Source organism: Streptomyces sp. NPDC039430 (assembly GCF_055639435.1).
Genome location: NZ_JBVKAK010000005.1, coordinates 412,480 through 431,554, shown reverse-complemented (window position 1 = coordinate 431,554; position 19,075 = coordinate 412,480). Strand labels below are relative to the sequence as shown.

Annotated in this window: 13 protein-coding genes; 5 read left to right on the top strand and 8 right to left on the bottom strand. The window is 73.4% G+C overall.

The annotated features are described in order from the left end of the window. Nucleotides 1-77 precede the first annotated feature (77 nt). Nucleotides 78-1,352 (bottom strand): DUF2786 domain-containing protein, encoded by a 1,275-nt coding sequence (locus ACZ7LS_RS16165; RefSeq protein WP_385134989.1) that lies wholly within the window; start codon nt 1,350-1,352, stop codon nt 78-80. A gap of 196 nt (nt 1,353-1,548) precedes the next feature. Here ACZ7LS_RS16165 and ACZ7LS_RS16160 point away from each other — a divergent pair, with 196 nt between their 5' ends. After that, complete coding sequence (locus ACZ7LS_RS16160) at nt 1,549-2,109, top strand: sugar O-acetyltransferase (protein WP_382520840.1); 561 nt, start codon at nt 1,549-1,551, stop codon at nt 2,107-2,109. 15 nt (nt 2,110-2,124) lie between these two features. Here the strand turns inward: ACZ7LS_RS16160 and ACZ7LS_RS16155 are convergent, their stop codons facing one another. Continuing rightward, a complete protein-coding gene (locus ACZ7LS_RS16155) occupies nt 2,125-2,760 on the bottom strand; it encodes an ATP-binding protein (protein ID WP_385134991.1) in 636 nt (211 codons plus the stop codon). 240 nt (nt 2,761-3,000) lie between these two features. Further along, nucleotides 3,001-3,924: an NADP-dependent oxidoreductase gene (locus ACZ7LS_RS16150; protein WP_385134993.1), complete on the bottom strand. Its 924-nt coding sequence runs from the start codon at nt 3,922-3,924 to the stop codon at nt 3,001-3,003. Nucleotides 3,925-4,143: 219 nt separating this feature from the next. On the opposite strand from ACZ7LS_RS16150, the gene ACZ7LS_RS16145 reads away from it, so the two are divergent. Next, complete coding sequence (locus ACZ7LS_RS16145; RefSeq protein WP_382520846.1) at nt 4,144-5,862, top strand: bifunctional 3'-5' exonuclease/DNA polymerase; 1,719 nt, start codon at nt 4,144-4,146, stop codon at nt 5,860-5,862. A gap of 258 nt (nt 5,863-6,120) precedes the next feature. On the opposite strand, the gene ACZ7LS_RS16140 is transcribed toward ACZ7LS_RS16145, so the two are convergent. The 5 genes from ACZ7LS_RS16140 to ACZ7LS_RS16120 all read right to left on the bottom strand — a co-directional run bounded on the left by ACZ7LS_RS16140 (nt 6,121) and on the right by ACZ7LS_RS16120 (nt 12,312). After that, nucleotides 6,121-7,440 carry a hypothetical protein gene (locus tag ACZ7LS_RS16140; RefSeq protein ID WP_385134995.1) on the bottom strand — a complete coding sequence of 440 codons (1,320 nt, stop codon included), beginning with the start codon at nt 7,438-7,440 and terminating at the stop codon, nt 6,121-6,123. Between the two features lie 63 nt (nt 7,441-7,503). Further along, nucleotides 7,504-8,052, bottom strand: coding sequence for a SigE family RNA polymerase sigma factor (locus tag ACZ7LS_RS16135; RefSeq protein ID WP_382520849.1), 549 nt, complete (start codon nt 8,050-8,052; stop codon nt 7,504-7,506). A gap of 246 nt (nt 8,053-8,298) precedes the next feature. After that, the gene (locus tag ACZ7LS_RS16130) at nt 8,299-9,624 is read right to left on the bottom strand and encodes an acyltransferase family protein (RefSeq protein ID WP_385134997.1); all 1,326 of its coding nucleotides are present in this window, start codon (nt 9,622-9,624) and stop codon (nt 8,299-8,301) included. Beyond that, nucleotides 9,621-11,147, bottom strand: coding sequence for a glycosyltransferase (locus ACZ7LS_RS16125; protein WP_385134999.1), 1,527 nt, complete (start codon nt 11,145-11,147; stop codon nt 9,621-9,623). Before ACZ7LS_RS16125 ends, ACZ7LS_RS16130 begins: the two co-directional genes overlap by 4 nt. Before the next feature lie 193 nt (nt 11,148-11,340). Further along, entirely contained in the window at nt 11,341-12,312 is a 972-nt protein-coding gene (locus ACZ7LS_RS16120) for a GGDEF domain-containing response regulator (RefSeq protein ID WP_385135000.1), read from the bottom strand. A gap of 601 nt (nt 12,313-12,913) precedes the next feature. Here ACZ7LS_RS16120 and ACZ7LS_RS16115 point away from each other — a divergent pair. Genes ACZ7LS_RS16115 through ACZ7LS_RS16105 form a run of 3 tightly spaced genes read left to right on the top strand, consistent with a single transcriptional unit; the run spans nt 12,914 to nt 19,068 of the window. Beyond that, the gene (locus ACZ7LS_RS16115; RefSeq protein WP_385371570.1) at nt 12,914-13,741 is read left to right on the top strand and encodes a hypothetical protein; all 828 of its coding nucleotides are present in this window, start codon (nt 12,914-12,916) and stop codon (nt 13,739-13,741) included. Between the two features lie 4 nt (nt 13,742-13,745). After that, the gene (locus ACZ7LS_RS16110) at nt 13,746-14,411 is read left to right on the top strand and encodes an RES family NAD+ phosphorylase (RefSeq protein WP_382520854.1); all 666 of its coding nucleotides are present in this window, start codon (nt 13,746-13,748) and stop codon (nt 14,409-14,411) included. Nucleotides 14,412-14,421: 10 nt separating this feature from the next. Then, nucleotides 14,422-19,068, top strand: a complete 4,647-nt coding sequence (locus ACZ7LS_RS16105) for a CHAT domain-containing protein (protein ID WP_471064757.1) — start codon at nt 14,422-14,424, stop codon at nt 19,066-19,068. Nucleotides 19,069-19,075: the final 7 nt, after the last annotated feature.

The following is a 19,075-nucleotide window of genomic DNA, read 5'->3' as shown; positions in this document are numbered from 1 at the left end:
GACACGGCGTATCCGTCCCGACCGCTGACCGGTCGGCCGGATGACCGGTCGAGCTGTTGCCCGAGCGGGCGGGGTGGTCAACGGGTGGGGCGTATCCGGCCGCGCCGCCCCGTCCCGCCCGGCCCGTCCGCCGCGCCCGGTCCGCCCGGTCCGCCCGGCACCCGCGCCGCGTCCGCCGCGGAGGTGCCATGGGTCCAGCCCTCGGCGTCCGTCGCCCCGCGCACGCGCGTCGCCACCGTCTCCGGGAACATCCGGTCCGTACGGTCGGCCACCGCCGCCTCGCGGGCGGCGAGTACGGGCAGCAGCCCGCCGGCACCCGCTTCGGCCGCCCGCGTTGCCGCGGCCGTCGCCGACTCCTGCTCCGCCGTCACCTGTTCCGTGGTGAGGGCCAGGCGTTCGCCGATGCGGTGGGCGTACGCCAGCAGGAACGACTGCCGGAATGTCTTCGTCCGCTTACGCCCGGCCGCGCGCTGGGCCGCCTCCGCACGGGTCATCGCGGCCGTGCCCTGCACCAGCAGCGACGTATGGAGCAGTTCGACCGCCTCCAGGTCCGACTCGAAGCCGACGACCGTCGAGAAGCCGTACGCGCTGTTCCAGACGGCGCGGCAGCGGTTCGCGGAGGCCACGGCGTCGAGCAGGATCGCCTTCGCCGTCTCGTACGGAGCGTCCACCCCGATCCGCACCGCGCCGGGCACATCGCCCCGGTGCGTACGGTCGGCGAGCAGTGCCTCGTCGATGCTGTGCCGCGCCATCAGCTCCTGCGCCTTGGCGGTGAGCGCCTCCGCCTCCTGCGGGTATCCGGTCGCCTCCGCCTTGGCGAGCAGGGCGCGGATCCGGGTGAGCATGCGCGGCTCGCCGTCCGCGGGGGCGGCGAGATGCACGGGCGTACCGGGCACGGGACCGACCGGTTCGATCGCGGGCAGCCGGGCGAGCAGCAGATACAACTCCAGCACGGCGGTGGCGTACGAGAAGCGGTCGGCCCGGTAGGGGCGCGTGCCGCGCTCCTCGTCGAGATCCGCGAGCTGGGCGGCCCAGCGGGGCGGCAGCCGTTCGTAACGCCGCGCCTCGGCCGCTGTCAGCTCGGCGAGAAGGCGCAGGTGCGGGCCGTCGAGGTCGCGGCGTACGAGCCGTACGACATCGGCGGGCTGCCAGCCGCGTTCCCAGGCCAGTCGTACGAACTGCTCGCCGCGCCGCCGCAGTTCCGCGTCCGCCGCCGGATCCGCGGCGAGGAGGGAGGCGCCGGTGTCGATGCCGTCGGCGCCGCCACCGTCCCCGGCCCGCGCGGAGAGCACGGCCGTGAGGGCGCGCTCGACGGTACGGGCCGCCGCGCCGGCGGAGTCGTCGCCGGTCATGCCGCGGCCTCGGTGTGCTCCATGATCATGCGGGGTGCCTCCTCGGAACTGCTCCTTGCCGCGCTCCGATGGTCGCAGGTCCGCGTTCCCGATCGTTGTCCACAGGCTGTGGATATCTCATCGCCGGTTCGCACGGCGCACTACCGTGGACGCCTGCGGCGGACGGCGGGACGGACGAGAGAGGGCACGGGCATCCATGGGCGAGAACAAGCGGCGCATGCTGGCCGGGGAGTGGTATCTCCCCGACGACGAGGAGCTGGGCGCGGAGAACGAACGGCGCTTCGCGCTGTGCGCGGCGTACAACGCGAACGGCGGCGCGGCGTCGGCCGACCGCGCCAAGATCCTTGCGGAGCTGCTCGGTTCGGTGGGGGAGGGTGTCCATATCCGGCCGCCCTTTCAGTGCGACTACGGGACGTACATCAGTATCGGCGCCCGTACGTTCATCAACTTCAACGCGGTATTTCTCGACGCGGCGCCGATCACCGTCGGTTCCGACGTCCAGATAGGGCCGAATGTCCAACTCCTCACCCCGACCCATGAACTCGACACGGAGCGGCGCCGCGCGGGCTGGGAGCGGGCGTCGCCGGTGACGATCGGTGACAACGTCTGGCTCGGCGGCGGGGTGATCGTCTGCCCGGGAGTGACGATCGGCGAGAACACGGTGGTCGGCGCGGGGTCGGTGGTGACGAAGGACCTCCCGGCGGGCGTGCTGGCGGTGGGCAATCCGGCGCGCGTGATCCGCGAGTTGGAGGGCTGAGCCGGGGCGTGACCTCTATGTCGCGGGCGCGTCCACGGCGGGGGCGGCCGGGGCAGGCGGGGCGGCGGACGCGGCCTGGGCTGCGGGGGCGGCCGGGGCTGCGGGGGTGCCTGGGGTTGCGGCCGCGCGCGGGGCGGCTGGAGCGGTGGCCGCGCGCGGGGCGGCGCGGGGGCGAGGGGCCGCTTGGGCGGCGGACGCGAACTCGCACCACACCACCTTCCCCCGGGTGGGGCCCGCCTGGTCGCCCCAGTCCGCCGCCAGGGCCGTGACCAGCAACAACCCCCTGCCCTCCTCCGCCTCCGCGTCGACCGACTCGATCCCCGTGGGCCACCTCGGGGGCGTACGGGACGGATCGGCGACCTCGACCCGGAGGCGGGCCCCCGCCCGCAGCAGGGTGAGGGAGACCGTGCCGCGGGTGCAGCCGCAGACGCAGATGCCGTGGCGCACGGCGTTGGTGACGAGTTCACTCACCGCCAGCTCGACGGTGGCGATCAGCTCACTGTCCACGCGGCGCAGCGCGAGAACCTCACGGGCGTGACGGCGGGCCTTGGGAGCCGCCTCCGGCCTGTGCGGGAGCGGGATCCGCGCGAGGGGCAGCCAGGGCGGATCCTGGCCGTAGACGTCGTGCGCAAGTCCACTGTCAGTGAGCATCGTTACTCTCGGACATCAGTAGGTCACCGAAAGCAACCTATGTTGCCCGAGGGGAGTGCCGCCATGCCACATCACCCATACGAGGCCGTATCGGCCATTCCGGCCGCGCGCCGGGCGTTCCGCTGTTCCGGCCTCGTGTCCTGTCGTTCCGGCCTCGTGTCCTGTCGTTCCGGCGTCGTGTCCTGTCGTTCGGGCCGCGGGCCCCGTCGGTCGGGCCGTCACGCTCCAGGGGGCGGGTTCTCAGGGCGCGATGACGAGCTTCCCGCGCGCGTGACCTTCCTCGCTCGTCTGCTGCGCCTGTGCCGCTTCCGCGAGCGGGAACGTACCGGCGATCCGCAGCCGCAGCGCGCCCTCCGCCGCCAGGCGCGCGTTCTCCGCGAGGCCGGCGCGCTTCCGTTCGACCAACGCGTCGCCGGACATGCCGGACGAGAAGGGGACGCCGAGTCCGGCCGCGGCGGGGTCGGCGATGGTGACGATCCGGTCGGTCGTCCCGCCGCGCAGCTCGATCGAGTCGGGCAGCGCTCCCATGCCCGCCGCGTCGAAGACGGCGTCGACGCCCTGCGGCGCGACGGAGCGGACGCGTTCGACGAGCCCGTCGCCGTACGTGACGGGGATGGCGCCCAGCGAGCGCACGTACTCATGGTTGGCCGGGGACGCCGTGCCGATCACGATCGCGCCACGGGCCGTCGCGAGCTGGGCGGCCACGGAACCGACGGCGCCCGCCGCCCCGTGCAGCAGCAGGGTCTCGCCGTCACGCAGCGCCAGTTCGTCGAGCACCCGCGCGGCGGTCTCCCCCGCGACCGGAACGGCCGCGGCCTCGGCCCACCCCAGCGAGGCCGGTTTGGGTACGACCGTCTCGGCCAGGGCGTACTGCGCGTAGGCGCCGGTGGTGGACCACCCCAGCACGTCATCGCCGACCGCGACGCCCGTGACCCCGGCGCCGATCTCGTCCACCACCCCGGCGATCTCCTGACCTGGCACGGCGGGCAGCCGAGTGGGGAAGACCTGTTCCATCCATCCGTGGCGGATCTTGTAGTCCATCGGATTGACTCCGGCCGCCTTCACGACCACGCGGATCTCGCCGGGGCCCGCGTGCGGCTCGGCGATCTCCTTGACGTGCAGGACGTCCGGGCCGCCGAACTCCTCGAAAACGATCGCTTGCATCTCGGCCTCCATAGAGTGATGACGGTGGGGCGGGCCCCCGGTGACGGGGGCTCCGGTCCCTGCCCCGGCTCGGGTCCCGGATCAGGTCCTGACTGCGGTTCCGGCTGCGGTTCTGACCACGGTTCTGGCTACGGATTCGATCTTCCCGGTGCGAGGCCCGGCGCGCCTGCCGGACGGGTCCGCCCGTCGTTGTCAGACCCTCCTGCGAGACTCGGCGATATGACCGAACGATGGGCTCTGGCCCCGGCGGAGGGCGGCGGCGCGCTGCTCGTTCCGCTGGGCACGGACGGCCGCGCGGCCGGTCCCGTGGTGCGGGAGCCCGATCTGGTGGCGGCGGTGCGGGCGCGGCTGCCGGAGGTCGGACGCTGGGTGTGGCGCTCCACCGCCGAGGTGTATCCGAGGCTGCTCGCGGCGGGGGTGCGGGTCGAGCGGTGCTATGACATCGAGGCGGCCGAGCTGCTGCTGCTCGGCCACGAGGGGCGGCTCGGGGAGCCCCGGTCCGCCGCGGCCGCCTGGGCCAGGCTGCGGCACGGACCGGTACCGCCCGATCCGCCGCCCCGGTCGGCGGCACCGGGGTCTCAGTCCTCGCTCTTCGAGCCGCACGCGGGCGCGGAGGTGCCGTTCGAAGGGCTGCTCGATGTGTACGCGGAGCAGCAGCGACGTCATACGGCCGCCGAGCACCCCGGGCGGATGCGACTGCTCACCGCGTCCGAGTCGGCGGGGATGCTGGTGGCCGCCGAGATGCATCGCGCGGGGCTGCCGTGGCGCGCCGATGTGCACCGTGAGGTGCTGGGGGATCTGCTCGGCGAGCGGTACGCGGGCGGGGGCGAGCCCCGGCGGCTGGCCGAGCTGGCGGACGAGGTGTCGGCGGCGTTCGGGCGACGGGTGCGGCCGGATCTGCCGGCGGATGTGGTGCGGGCCTTCGGGCAGGCCGGCATCAAGGTGAAGTCCACCCGGCGCTGGGAGCTGGCGGAGATCGACCATCCGGCGGTGAAGCCGCTGATCGAGTACAAGAAGCTGTACCGCATCTGGACGGCACACGGCTGGAGCTGGCTCCAGGACTGGGTACGGGACGGCCGGTTCAGACCCGAGTACCTGCCGGGCGGTACGGTCTCGGGCCGGTGGACGACCAATGGCGGCGGGGCGCTGCAGATCCCCAAGGTCATCCGGCGGGCGGTCGTCGCCGACGAGGGCTGGCGGCTGGTGGTCGCGGACGCCGACCAGATGGAGCCGCGGGTGCTGGCCGCGATCTCCCGTGACCCGGGGCTGATGGAGGTGGCCGGGCACGAGGGGGATCTGTATACGGCCCTCTCCGCTCGGGCGTTCTCGGGCGACCGCGCCCACGCGAAGCTCGCGCTGCTGGGGGCGATCTACGGCCAGACGTCCGGCGACGGGCTGAAGAACCTGGCCGCGCTGCGCCGGAGGTTCCCGCTGGCCGTGGCGTATGTGGACGACGCGGCGCGGGCGGGTGAGGAGGGCAGGCTCGTACGGACCTGGCTGGGGCGGACGAGCCCGCGCGCGGCCGGGGCCGAGGAGGACGACGGCGAAGCCGGTATCCCGCAGGAGATATCCCCGGCGCCGGGGGCGGACGGGGAGGGATCGCCCTCGTCCGGCGGCGAGTTCACCCCGGGATACGCCTCGTCGAACGGACGGGCGCGCGGGCGCTTCACCCGTAATTTCGTCGTCCAGGGCAGCGCGGCCGACTGGGCCCTGCTGATGCTGGCCGCGCTGCGGCGGGCGACCACCGGGATGCGGGCGGAGCTGGTCTTCTTCCAGCACGACGAGGTGATCGTGCACTGCCCGGAGCAGGAGGCCCAGGAAGTGGCCGAGGCGATCCGCGCGGCCGGGGAGCTGGCCGGGCGGATCGCCTTCGGGGAGACGCCGGTGCGGTTCACGTTCACGACGGCGACGGTGGAGCGGTACTCCGACGCGAAGTGAGGGCAGCGGGCCGGTCGCAGTGGCACGGGCGGCGCGAGTCGCGTACGCCGCGGGGCCGCGTTCGCCGCGGGCCGGGGAAACGGACGACGGAGGACGGAGGACGGACGATGGAGAACGGAGGACGGACGATGGAGAACGGAGGACGGACGATGGAGAACGGAGGACGGAAACCGACGACGAGGACCGGCTACGGGCAGCGGGCTGCGGCGGACCGCGAACGCGGGCTGCGGACTGCGGCTGCGGACTAGGGGCTGAGGACTACGGGCGCGTCAGCCACTTCTGGCTGGTCGCGATCGCGGTGAGCTGCTTCAAGGTGAGCGCGGGGTTCTCGCGCGTGGCCGGGGAGACGTGGTCGGCCGCGTTGAAGGCGGAGACGACGACGCGCAGCCCGTCGGGCCGGAGAGTGTCGGCGGTCCACATCTTGATGCCGCCGACCCCTTTCTCCCCCGCGCCCTTCTCGGTCGTGAGCAGCGTGCCGTCCGGCAGGGTGGTCGCGTCGGTGAACAGCTCCTTCGCGGTATTCCACATGCCGGCCTGCACATTGATCTGGACATTGCTGGGGCCCTTGCCGTCGTCCACCACCAGATACACGAACTCCCCCTGGCCGCCCTCGCCGGTCACCTCCAGCCCGGCCGGAAGCAGCGAGACCAGCGTGTCACGGACGTTCACCCCGTACGCGCCGGCCGAGGTCCCGGAACCCCTGCCGGGCGGCGGCGCGGACGGCCGCGGGGGCAGCTCGTTCAGTTTCGCGCGCCACGCGTCCGAGGTGACCAGCGCCTTCAGCTGCGCGGGGCTCAGCGGCGGATCCGGACGGGAGATCGCGGCGTCCTTCTCGGCCGGGGCGTTGTACTCGCTCGCGTCGACCAGGAAGCCGTCGGAGGTGAGCAGGACGGCCCGCCAGTTCTTGGTGTCCGCGCGGCGGTCCGGGTACACGTACCCCTGGAAGACCATGAGCCGGGAGCCGTCGGCCAGTTCGCTCTCCACGCAGTCGTCGTGCCCGGTGAAGACCTTGTCGGGGCAGGTCACCTGATCCTCCGACTCGGTACCGGTGGCGCGGGTGAGGGCGACCGAGACCTCGGCGTCGCCCTTTCCGTCGTCGAACACCCCGCGCACGCTGAGGAAGCCCGGGCCGCCGTCGGAGCTGTTCGTCGTCGGATTCTTCAGCGTTCCGTCGGGAAGCAGCCCGGTGAGAATCGCCATGAGGTCCGGATCGGCGCCCGGCGCGGGGGCGATGCGCGTGGAGCCAGGGGGCGTGGAGCCGGTGCGCGTGGAGCCGGTGCGCGTGGGGCCGGTGGGCGTGGAGCCTGCGGCGAGGGGGGCCTCGCCGCCCCGGCCGCCCCCCTGTCCCCCACCCAGCAGTCCGCCGCCGTACGCGCCGCCGATCCCCACGGCGGCCAGCACGAGGGCGCTTCCCGTCACCACCGCCGCACGCCGCCGGGCCACCCGTCGGCGGCCCCGGGTCAGCCCGGCGTCCACCAGAGCGGTCCGGTCCGGGGGTGCGAACGTTTCGCCGGTGCGGCGCAGCGCCTCACCGAGACCGTCCTCGAAGGGTGCTTCAAATGGCTTTTCAGAGGGCATGGTCGGCCCCACTCCTTGCTCATGTACCGGACAGAATCAGCGCCGAGCCCCGTGGGCGGGCGCTCAGCGGGCAGCCAACTCGGCGAATCTGCCGTCCAGTCGCTGCCGTAGCTGCGCGAGCGCCCGCACCGATCTGGTGCGTACTGCGGCGGAGCTGACATGCATGGCGTCGGCGGTCTCCTCGACGCTGCGGTCCTCCCAGTACCGCAGCACCACCACCGCGCGGTCCTTGACGGACAGTTGCGCGAGGGCATCGAGCAGCGCGATGCGCAGGTCGACGTCGTCGCCGGGGACCGGGGCCGATTCGGGGATCTCCCCGAGGGGCCGTTCGGTCGCCGAGTGGCGCCGCCGATGGGTGAGGAACGTACGGACGAGGACGGTCTGCGCGTACCCGGCCGGGTTGTCGATCCGGTCGACGCGGCCCCATAACGTGTACATCCGGCCGAGGGTCTCCTGCACCAGATCCTCGGCGAGGTGGGTGTCGCCGCCGGTCAGCAGAGAGGCGGAACGGAAGAGCTGGTTCGTACGGCCGACCGCGAACTCCCTGAAGTCATCGGCCCGGGAGGTACGTCCCCGGTCACCGCCCTTACCCAGCCATCCCGTGCGCCTCATCGTCCCCCGCTCCCCCGATTCCCCCTGGCGCACGGTCCCCCGTCCCGCCCCTCACCTCACTGACGCGGTGGCCCGGCGGAAATGTTTCACCGGTTCCGGATTCTGATTCGGACGCGCACGCGCACGCGGAGAAAAAGCGTCCCGGCCGGCGAACGGCGCCGGCCGGGATGTGAGGGGTCACGCGCGGCGGAGGATCCCGTGCGCCCCGCAGGGGCCGCACTCCCGCACTCCCCCGCTGTCGCTCTGCTACCGCGCCAGTTCCGGATAGAAGTCGCGCGGTTTGCCGGAGCGGTCCTTGAGGCGGCCGAGCAGGCTGGACGGGTACTCGATGACCCAGTAGCTCAGCACCGCCGTGGGCACGGCGACCAGCAGGACGACCAGCACCGCCAGCGGGAATCCCGACTGGCCGGCCGGGAGCAGGCCCGAGGCGTGGAGCTGGAGCATGACCGGCTCGTGCCAGATGAAGAGGCTGTAGCTGACCAGTCCGGTGTACGTCAGCCAACGGGCCCGCAACAGCCCGTGCCACCGCATCCGCTGGGCGGTATGGATGGTGCCGAAGAGCATCAGCGCCCAGAGCAGGCTGGTCAGCGGGTGGTAGAAGGTGAACGTGAAGTTCTCCGGCTTCGAGTCCAGCGACACGGAGTACGCGCCCGCCACCGCCAGCGCCGGGAGGGCCACGGCCCAGCGGGTGCGCAACCGGCCGCGTTCGCCGAGGGCGACCCTCAGGACGGCCAGCCCCATGCCCGCCGCGAAGCCGCCGAAGCGGGCCTGCGGGCCGAAGTAGACGGGCCAGTTGGTGTGCGGCACATCGAATACGTAGCGCGCGACGGCGATCCAGATGAGCGGGAGGACGAACAGCACCAGACATCCGCCGGCGCACACCGCCACCCGTGTCGCGCGCCGCCGCAGGGGGCGGCAGGCGCGTACCGCGAGCGGCCCGAGGGCGACCAGCGCCAGATAGAACGCGATCTCCAGCGACAGGGACCAGACCGGGCCCAGGGTGTAGAAGATCTGCTCGCGGTCGAACACATGGGTGAAGGTGAGGTGTTCGAGGAGGTCCAGCCAGTTGCCCGGCAGGGTGGAGTTACGGCTCGACCAGACGACCAGGACCGCGATGAAGTACAGCGGCACGATCCGGATCGCCCGCCGGAACAGGAACACCCCGGCGGGGCGCAGGGAGCCGCCGTCGATCGCGGCGCGCGCGTACGACAGCGTCAGCAGATACGCGGACATCACGAAGAAGAGGTCGATCACCTCCAGGGAGATCAGCGACCCGATGTACGGGTTGTCGAGCGGCGGATGGGAGCCGTCCGCGTCGTACCGGTAGTACTGCTGCCATACGTGGAAGATGACCGTGCTCAGCGCCGCCAGGCCCCGGAAGCCCTGGATCTCCAGGGCCTTGCTGCGGGCCGGGGCGCCCTCCGGCCCGGAACCGGCCCCCGAGGCGGACCGCGACGGCCGCTGGGGTGTCCGCGACGACTGGGACGACTCGGGCGTCCCCGACGACGGCGGTGTCCGCGACGACGAGGGTGTCCGCGACGACGGGGGTGTCCGCGCTGTCCGCGTACTCACGGCTGGTTCACCTCCGCCGCGGTCGCCTTCGCCGCCGCCCGGGGTGTGACCCGCCACTGCCGGTCCCCCAGCGCCTCCTTCAGGCACGCCTGGCGCGCCAGCATGTTCTTGAAGTGGGAGTAGAAGAAGGTCGATACGAAGACGTACCGCCAGAACCAGCGCCTGCGCCGGCGCAGTTCCGGTACGGCCAGCCGCCAGGCGAACGCGGCCTGCACCACCCCGGCCGAGAGTGTGAACAGCGTCGCGAGCAGGCAGACCGGCACCATCCAGTCGAGTTGGCTCAGGCCGCCCGCCTTCCACACCGCGAACGCCAGGATGGGCAGCATCTGGAGCGTCAGCCAGGGCTGTACCTCCCGCCAGCCGAGCAGTACGAAGAGCCCCGCCTTCTGGCGAGGGGTGAAGGCGGGCGAACGCAGGCCGCGCCACAGGTACTTCAGCGAGACCTGGAGCCAGCCCTGAGCCCAGCGCGACCGCTGGTTCCACAGCGACTTCAGTGTGGTGGGGGCCAGTTCCCGCGACACGAGCGTGCGGTCCACGGTGATCTTCGCGCCCTCGTTCGGGGCGCGCATGGTGGAGTCGATGTCCTCGGTCAGCATCGATCCGTGCATCCGGGTCCTGGCGAGGAGATCGGTGCGCCAGAATCCGTTGGAGCCGCCGAACACACCGAACCCGTACAGCCGGGTGCGGCCCGGGTGGCTCACCGCGTAGATGGACTCGAACTCCACCGCGACCAGCTTGGAGACCCAGGAGCTGTCCCCGTTGCGTATGACGCAGTGGCCCTGGACGACGTCGTAACCGTTCGACAGCCAGTGCCAGGCGTGCGTGAAGGCGTGGGGCGCCGGGTGGTGGTCGGCGTCGAAGATACCGGCCATCTCGCCGTGTACGCGGGTGACGGCCGCGTTGACGTTCTGCGCCTTGGAGATGCTGCCGGGCACGGGCAGCAGGACCAGGCGTGGGTCACGGGCGGCGATCTCGCGGAGCGTGACCTCGACGGGGAGCGGGTGCGGCGTGTTGTACGCGAGCACGATCTCCAGCTCGTTCGGGTAGTCGAGGCGCAGGAACGATTCGACCGTGTCCACGATGGTCGCGGCCTCGTTCGGCAGATACGCGGCGATGACCGCGCTGGCCGGTGGGTACGGGCGGCCGGGCACGTCGGGACGGCTGCCGGGACCGCTGCCGACATGGCTGCCGGGACCGCTGCCGGGGGCGCTGCCAGGAGCGCTGTTGGGGGCACTGTCAGGACCGCTGTTGGGGGCGGCTTCGGGGGCACTGTTGGGGGCGGCGTCGGGGGTGGCGAGCCCGTCGGGCTGACCCTCCCGGCCCATCGGCGTGTCCAGCCCGCCGGGTCCGGCGGGGCGTTGCCGCGCGTCCAGCGCGAACACGCACTCCAGCACGATCAGTACGGCGGACACCAGCAGTCCGCTCACCACGACCCAGTACATCGCCGACCCAAGGTCCCAGCCCCGTTCGTACAGCCGCTGGTACAGCAGGAACGGCAGCCCCGCACCGAGCAGCAGCACCACGAACGGGGAGAGCGCCGACAGCGCCGCGCGTACCGCCTTGCCCAGCCGGCGGGGGCGCCGGTGGCCCGGGGCCCCCGCGCATCCAGGGCGCGTACATGACCGGACGCAGATCCCGGTGGCCGATCGCCTCGGCCACCGCGTCCCGGGCCTCGCCCACGGCCTGCGTGTGGTCGGCGCATCCGGCCAGCGGGGTTCAGCCGATCGCCGGGGTCAGCCGTACGTTCTCGTCCGCCACGATGAACCGCGTGCCTGCCACCGTGCTGGCGAAGCGCTGGAGGCCGAGGAGCGCCGTCTCGTCGTCGACGCCGGGCATCAGCATGAGCAGATGGCCGTCCTCGTCCCAGCCGAGCCGGTCGCAGGGGCTGCCCAGCTTCTCCGCCACCGCGGCGAGCCGCTCGGCGACCTCCCGGCGTACGCGCGGGCCGAGCCGCGTCTCCAGGGCGCCCATCTCGACCACCCCGACGATGGCCATCACCCCGCCGCGGCGGCCGGATCCGGGCCGTTTCAGTTCCCGGCCGAGTTCCTCCTCGAAGTGCGGGCCGGAGTAGAGGCCGGTGCGCGGGTCGAGGAGCAGACTCTCGACCGGGACGGGGACACGGCGCAGCTTGGCCTCTATCCGGGCCGACAGCTCGCCCGGGTCGGACTCGTCGGCCACACAGTCGTCGGCGCCGTGCCGCAGCATGTCCACCACATCGGCGGAACCGTGCTGGGCGGTGACCATGACCAGCGGCAGCGCGCGGCCCGCGGGGGCGGCGCGTACCTCTCTGATCACATCGAGCCCGTCGGGGCCGTCACGCTCGTCGAACAGCGCGACGATCGCGTCCGGCGGGGCCTGCTGGACCCGCGGGTTCACCTGGCCGGGCGTGGCATGGCTCACGTCGTGCCCGGTCGACCGCAGGGTACGGGTGAGCCGCTCCAGCCGCGGCCCCGGCGTACCGACGGCCAGCACGCGTCCCGCGAGGGGCGCGCGAGGCGCCCGTCCCGCGAGGGGCGCGAGTGACTCACCGGAGGTCGCGGGTGGCTCACCGGAGGTCGCGGGCGGCTCACCGGAGGTCGCGAGTGACTCACCGGAGGTCGCGGGCGGCTCCCCGGGAGATTCGTGGCGGAGGCCGGTTGAGGCCTCGGTCTCCTCGGCGGTGCCGGTGGGCTGGTGCGAAGTGAGCACCTGGGAATTCCTTTCCTGGCGTGAACGTGAAGAACGTGCGGAGCGCGGCGGAGGACGGGCCTCCGGGACAACTCCGAGTGGCGGTCGACGTGGTGGTCGATCGGCCGGTTCTTCGCCGGGAAAGGACGGTGGGCCGGTGTGACACGGCGGACGCGTGCGAGAGCTGACCGTTCGCCGGCCGTCCGGACTCGACGGGGCGTGCGTCGGTGAGCCCCCGGAGCGCCTGGGCGCGCGCCGGTGGATTCTCCATCTATGGGGGTCCCCTCCTGATCGGATTGTGGGGGGAGGACCGAATGTCGTACCGCCAGTCTCAGTGGTCACTGTGACACCGCTTCAACCACGGGGTAACGCGCTGATTACACCGCGCGCCCGAGCGCGCCACCGCGCTGCCACGGCAGCCCGCGCGGTCCACGGCGGTCAAGACCCCAGTACTCGCCCCGTTCGCGACCGGGAAGCGACCAGCGTGGGCGGTTGAATGGGATGGGGGATGCGGTTGAAGCGGTGTGCCCGGCAGTGGGATCCTTTCGGGCATGCCGCAGACGCCCCCGCTCCGGAAACGGATGTGGTGGAGCGAGGCGCTCACCACGGGGAGAGGGCGCGGGTGAATCCATATCGTGTGCTGGCGGCGGTGGCCGCCGACTGGAGCCGGCTCGGCCCCTACCTGACATCGGGTTCGGGCCCGCGATCGGGTTCGGCTGGCGCCGCCGGGGCCACGGACGACAGCCCGGCCGTGGCCCCGGCCGGGCTGTCGTCCGTGCTGCGGTCGCTGCGTTCGCTGCGGTCCATGGAGCGCCATGCGCCCGGCCGCGCGGCGACGGCCGACGAGACCGCGCGCTTCGTCCTCGCCCTGCTGCCGCCCGCCGAGGCGGAGCGGCTCGTCGCCGGGCGCCCGGGACGCCTCGCCGGGACGCTGGAGGGCGGGACGCTGGAGGCCGGAGTGCTGGAGAGCGGAGTGCTGGGGGACGGAGTGCCGGAGGGCGGAGTACCGGAAGGCGGGACGCCCGCGTCGGAGACCTTCGCCGGTTTCACCGCCGCCGACCTCGCCTTCCTGCTGCTGGACGGCAACCCCATGGTCGGCCCGCTGCTCGGCCCCGTACGCGAGCGCCTGCTCTCGTATCCGATGCTGGACGACTGGGCCGCGGAGGCGCACGCGCGCACCCCCGGGCTGATCCGGCTGCGCGGTGAGTCCGACGCTCGGGCCGTGGACCGGATCCCGTCCTTCCAGTTCGGCGACGCGGCCATCCCCTGGCCGGTCGTCGTGACGGTGAACGGGCTGCTGGACGCCGCGCGTGATCCCTGGGGCGCGGCCGACTGGTGGCTGTCGGCGAACGGCTACCTCGGCGTCGCCCCCGCGGAACTGCTCGGCGGCGGCAGTGGCCAGGACGGCCAGCTCATCGGTACCGCACGCTACTTGGTGGAGGGGGAGTAATTCCGTGCCGAACAGCCGCCCGCCCACCGCGCTCCCGCGCACGCCCACGAAGGTGCCGCTGTCCGCCGGTACTCCGCTCTTCCGGGTCCACTCGTCCGCGCGTCCGGGCACCGCGTTCAACCCCGTACCGGCCGACTGCCTCTACGACGGCGGCCGGTTCGACGCGACGCGCTGCGACGACTACCCCTTTCTCTACGCCGGGCGTACGGCGCCCGCCGCGGTCTGCGAGTCGCTGCTGCGGTCCGTCGCGTTCGATCCGGGCGGTGGGGTCCGGCTGCTGCCGCGCGCCTCCGTACGGGGCAAGCGGCTGTCCTTTCTGCGGCTGGCCGCCGACGTCGATGTCGTCTCGCTGGTCTCCGGGGCGGATCTCGCCTCCGTCGCGCAGGACGCGTGGCTGGTCCAGTCGGAGCCCGACCAGTACGCGTACACCCGGCACTGGGGGCACTGGATCCGGGGACGGACCGCCCCCTGGGCCCAGGGTTTCGTCTGGCCGTCGAAGCGCGAGCCCGCCGCGCACGCGGTGATCCTCTTCCAGGACCGATGCCTGGACCGGGGGCTCACCGAGATCGTCGAGGAGACCGACGAGCCGCCCATCGACTTCGCGACGCCCGAGGGCGAACGCTGGCTGAACTCCGTACTCGCGCCGTATCTCGCGCAGATCGCACCGTAGGAGCTTCTTCTTGTCCGAGGACGAGTTTCCTGACGTCTCTCACTTGTCCGACGACGAACTGCGCGCCTCACGCGACGAGTTGCTCGCGATGGCCGCGAGGACACCGGACGACGACCCCGAACTCCCCTACATCTGGGGCTGGGCCGGGGAGTGGAGCTTCCATCTGCATCTGCGGCAGGGCCGGGACGACGATCTGCGCCGGGCCGCCGACGCGCTGCCACGCGCGTTCTCGGCGAGCGCGGCACAGGACGAGGGCAGCGAGGGCAGCAAGGAAGGCGAGGGCGGCAAGGGCAGCGAGGACGGCGAGGAGATCTGGTACGCCTGGCGGGTGCTGTACGGCCAGGTGCTGCTGTACCAGTACGACCAGGAGCCCGCCCCCGCGCTCCTGAAGCGGGCGGAGGAGCAGCTGACCGCCGGGCTCGTCGGCCTGCCCGACAACTCGCCGTTCGCCGCCGGGAACGCGCCGCTGGCCCGCCTCCTGCTGTCCCGTACCTCCGCCGCCCGGTACCGCGGCGCCGCTCAGGACGACCCCGGCCGCCCGGACCTCCTGACCGCGGCCGTGCGCCGGCAGCATGACGCGCTGGGCGACCACGCCGCGGGATCCGACGAGGCCACCGAGCTGTACGGGTGTCTGGGCGACCTCACCTTCGAACAGGGCGAGTTCGACACCTCGGTGGAGCACTACCGGACCGCGATCTCCGGGGCCGCGCCCGGCTACGACATCCCGCTGCTCCGGTACGGGCTCGCGACCAGCCTGCTGATGGGCGGCCGGGCCGCCGCCGACCGTGACCGGCTGCGCGAGGCCCGCACCGAGTTCGTCCACGCGCTCGCCGAAGCACGCGAGCGGCAACGGCAACGGCAGCGCGAGCAGCAAGGCACACAGCAAAGCGAACAGCAAGGCGAACAGCAAGGCGAACAGCAACAGGGCGTGACGGACCCGGCGCATATGGAAGAACCCTGGTGGGCCTGGCAGGCGCGGGCCAGAAGCGTCTTCGTCCGCGCCTCTCTGCACTTCAACTGGCGCGAGCGGGCGCACCTGGCACCGGCCGTCTCCGAACTGCACACCCTGCTCGCCGAGCCCGGCGCCGAGGAGGGGCTCTCGCCCGTCTTCGCGGACGCGTTCGGCCGCCTCCTCTACGACCACGCCGCGGAACAGGACGACGACACCGCCCGCGACCGGGCCATCCCCCTGCTCAGGCGGGCCGTACGGGAGTGGCGGCCCGAGCGGGACGGCGACCCGGTGCCCGGCGCGATGGTGCTCGCCTCTCTGCAACAGGCGCGCTACCAGGACGACCAGGACCCGGCCCGGCTGTCGGACATCGAGGACTGCGCGCGGCGCGTGCTCGCGATCGAGGAGGCGGAGGCGGACCCGGGGCTGCGGCGCATGGCCAAGCTGATGCTCGCCTGGGTACGGTCCCACGCGATGACGCCCGGCCCGGAAGGCCCGGACGACCCCGACGGGGTGCTCGACGAGGGCCGGGAGGCGGTCCGGGAGATGATGGCGGACATCTCCCACGGCCGGAGCTTCCTCGACTTCGACGACGACTCGTACGGCGCCCTGGTCAATGACGTGGCGAGCACCGACCGGCTCACCCGTACGTTCGACCAGTTCTACGAGCGGTGGCGCTCCCTGGATCCGGAGAGCGAGGAGTACGGGCTCTACGCCGGCTACCTCCTCAGCGTGGCGCCGATGCTCGACCCGCACGGCAACCACATCACCGAGGAGCGGAAGACCGCCCTCTTCGAGGCCGCCCGCGCGAGCAGACCGGAGAACGCCACCTGGCAGAGCACGGTGCACGGGGCCGCCGGGTATGTCCGGCTCCATGACGAGCTGTCCGGCGCGGGCACGGGACTTGACGAGGTCATCGCCGACCTCGACCGGGCCAGTGCCACCTTGAGCGGGTCCCATGGGACCGGCGGCGCGTCCGGTGAAGCGCGCGGCGCGTCCGGTGAAGCGGGTGCCGGGAGCGGTGCGGCGGGCGGCGGGAACAGTCGAGCGGGCGGCGGGAAGAGGCCGGGTTCGCGCGACACCCAGGGCGACCCCCAGGGCGACACCCAGGGCGACCCCCGGGGCGGGACCGAGCGCGACAACAAGCGCGACACCGAGCGCGATCTCCACGACAGCTTCGGCCTCCTGCGGTCGTTCGCCACGAACCAGCGCGGCCAGCTGCGCGGCGCCGTCGACGACCTGGACACCGCGGGTGCCGCCTGGCAGCGGCTGCGGGACAGCCCCTCCATCACCCCGTACATGCGCCGGGTCATGGACGGCCAGCAGGCGGGGTTCGAGGCGAACCGGGCGGCGCTCAGCGGCGATCTGGCCGGCGTGGACCGGGGACGCGGCAAACTGGCGGCGCTCCACGCGGAGATGGACCCCGAGGACCCCTCACGCATCGAGGTCTGGACACTCCTGGAGAACGTCCACTCGCAGCGCGAGCAGCTCGCGGCCCGGCTCGGCGTCCCCCCGCTCCCGCCGCCGCCCGGCCGGCCGAGTACGGCCGAACTGCGGCGGCTGGCCGCCAAGCTGCCGCGTGACCACCATGCCTGGGTGCTCGGCGACAACGGCATCGCGCGCGGCTTGCGCGCGGGCGCGCGGGGCGATGCGCAGGGCGTACGGGAGTCCCTCACGCTGGTGGAAGCGGCGCTCGCGCTGGTCGACGAGGGCAGCGACGACTGGCTTCGGTACGCGAACGTCATCGGCACCTCCCTCTGCGGGCTCGCCGCCGCCGGGCGCGACCGGCGTGATCTCGACACCGGCATCGACTGGCTGGAGCGGGCCGCGCTCCGGACCGGTGGGCCCGAGCACCGGCTGTACGGGGCGCTGGGGCTGACCCTCGGCCGTGCGTACCGGCTGCGCGCCGCCCCCGGCCGGGACGACCGGCGCACCGGCCGCCGTACCGGAGTCAAGGCGCTGCGCGGCTGGACCTGGGCCGCGCTGCTGCAGTCCGGTACCTCGCACGCCGCCGAGGTCGCCGCGAACGCCACGCAGGCGGCCCTCGAAGTGGCCTCGTGGTGTCTGGAGGACAACGTCCCCGACCAGGCGGTCCAGGCGCTTGACTCCTGTCGCGGGCTGGTCCTGCACACGGCGACCACGTCCCGATCCGTCCCCGAGCGGCTGGCCGCCGCCGGGCGCCGGGATCTGGCCGACGAGTGGCGGGCGGCGGGCGGCACGGACGTGCTGCCGGGGGCGGGTACCGGCCCACTGCCGGCCACCGGCCCGCTCTCGCCCACCGGCCCGCTCTCGCCCGCCGACCCGCTCGTGGAGGCCGGTCCGCCCGGCGCGGCACAGAGCGTCCCCAGCGAACTGCGCCGGCGCGTGCTGGCCGTACTCACCGGTCCCGACGAGCCGGGACAGCCGCAGGACCTGCTCCTCGAACCGCCACCACCCGCCCGCATCGGCGCGGCGCTCACCGCCGTACGCGCCGACTACCTGGTCTATCTCGTCCCCGGCTACGAGTCGCGCCCCGGCGCCGCCGTCGTCGTCACCGCCGCCGGGCGGGTGGGCTCGCTCCCGCTGCCCCTGCTCCGCGAGGAAGCGGCACCGCTGCGCGCCTACGACCCGACGCCCCTGGCCGCCCGTGACATGGGCCCGGTGCCGGACGGCGGCGGCGCGGGCGGCGGCGACACGTACGCGACGGCGGCGTCGACCCCGCGCAAGCAGCTCGACCGGCTGTGCGGCTGGGCGTGGTACGCCGCGATGAAGCCGCTCCTGGAGGGGCTCGGGGTGGGCGAGGCGCCCGGCGAACCGCCGCCCACCTTCGTCCTCGTCCCGATGGGCGCGCTGGGCGTGGTCCCCTGGCACGCCGCCTGGGAGTCCCGCGCGGCGGGCGGCCGGCGGTACGCGGTCGAGGCGGCCGGGATCTCGTACGCCGCCTCCGCGCGGCTGTTCTGCGAGGTCGCGGAGCGGCCCGCGGTCCCACATACGGGCGCCGCCCTGGTCGTCGGCAACCCGACCGGGGACCTGCGGTACGCGGGCGAGGAGGCCGACGCGGTACGCCACGCCTTCTACCCGGCCGGGCGCTTCCTCGGGCGCGGCCTGGCCACCCGCGACCGCCCGGCCGCCCCCGACCGCCCGGCCACCTCCGACCGCCCGGCCGCCCCCGACCGCCCGGCCGACACCACCGGCCCGGCCACCCCCGACGAAGTGACCGCCTGGCTCCGCGACCCCGCGAACACCGGCGGCGTACTCCATCTCGCCTGCCACGGAACGGTCGCGGCGAACCGGCGGCACAGCGCGTATCTCTCCCTGCACGGAGGCGAGCTGGCCGCCGAGGAACTGACCGAGGCCGCCGCGGGCGCCGGGCGGGGCGAGCTGGAACTCGTCGTGCTGGCGGCCTGCCGCAGCCATGTCTCCGGGCGCGGCCACAACGAGGCCTACAGCCTGGCCACGGCCTTCCTCGTCGCCGGGGCCCGGTCGGTCGTGGGCTCACTCTGGCCGGTGCCGGACGACGCGACCTCCCTGCTCATGTTCATGACCCACCACTACCTGCGCGCCGAGCGCCTCTCCCCCGGAGCCGCCCTGCGCCGCGCCCAGTTGTGGATGCTCGACCCCGCGCGCGTGCTCCCGCCCGCCATGCCCGCAACGCTGGCGCGGCGCGCCGGGGCCCTCAGCCCGGACGACCTCACCGCGTGGGCCGGCTTCACACACCTCGGGCACTGACCCGCCG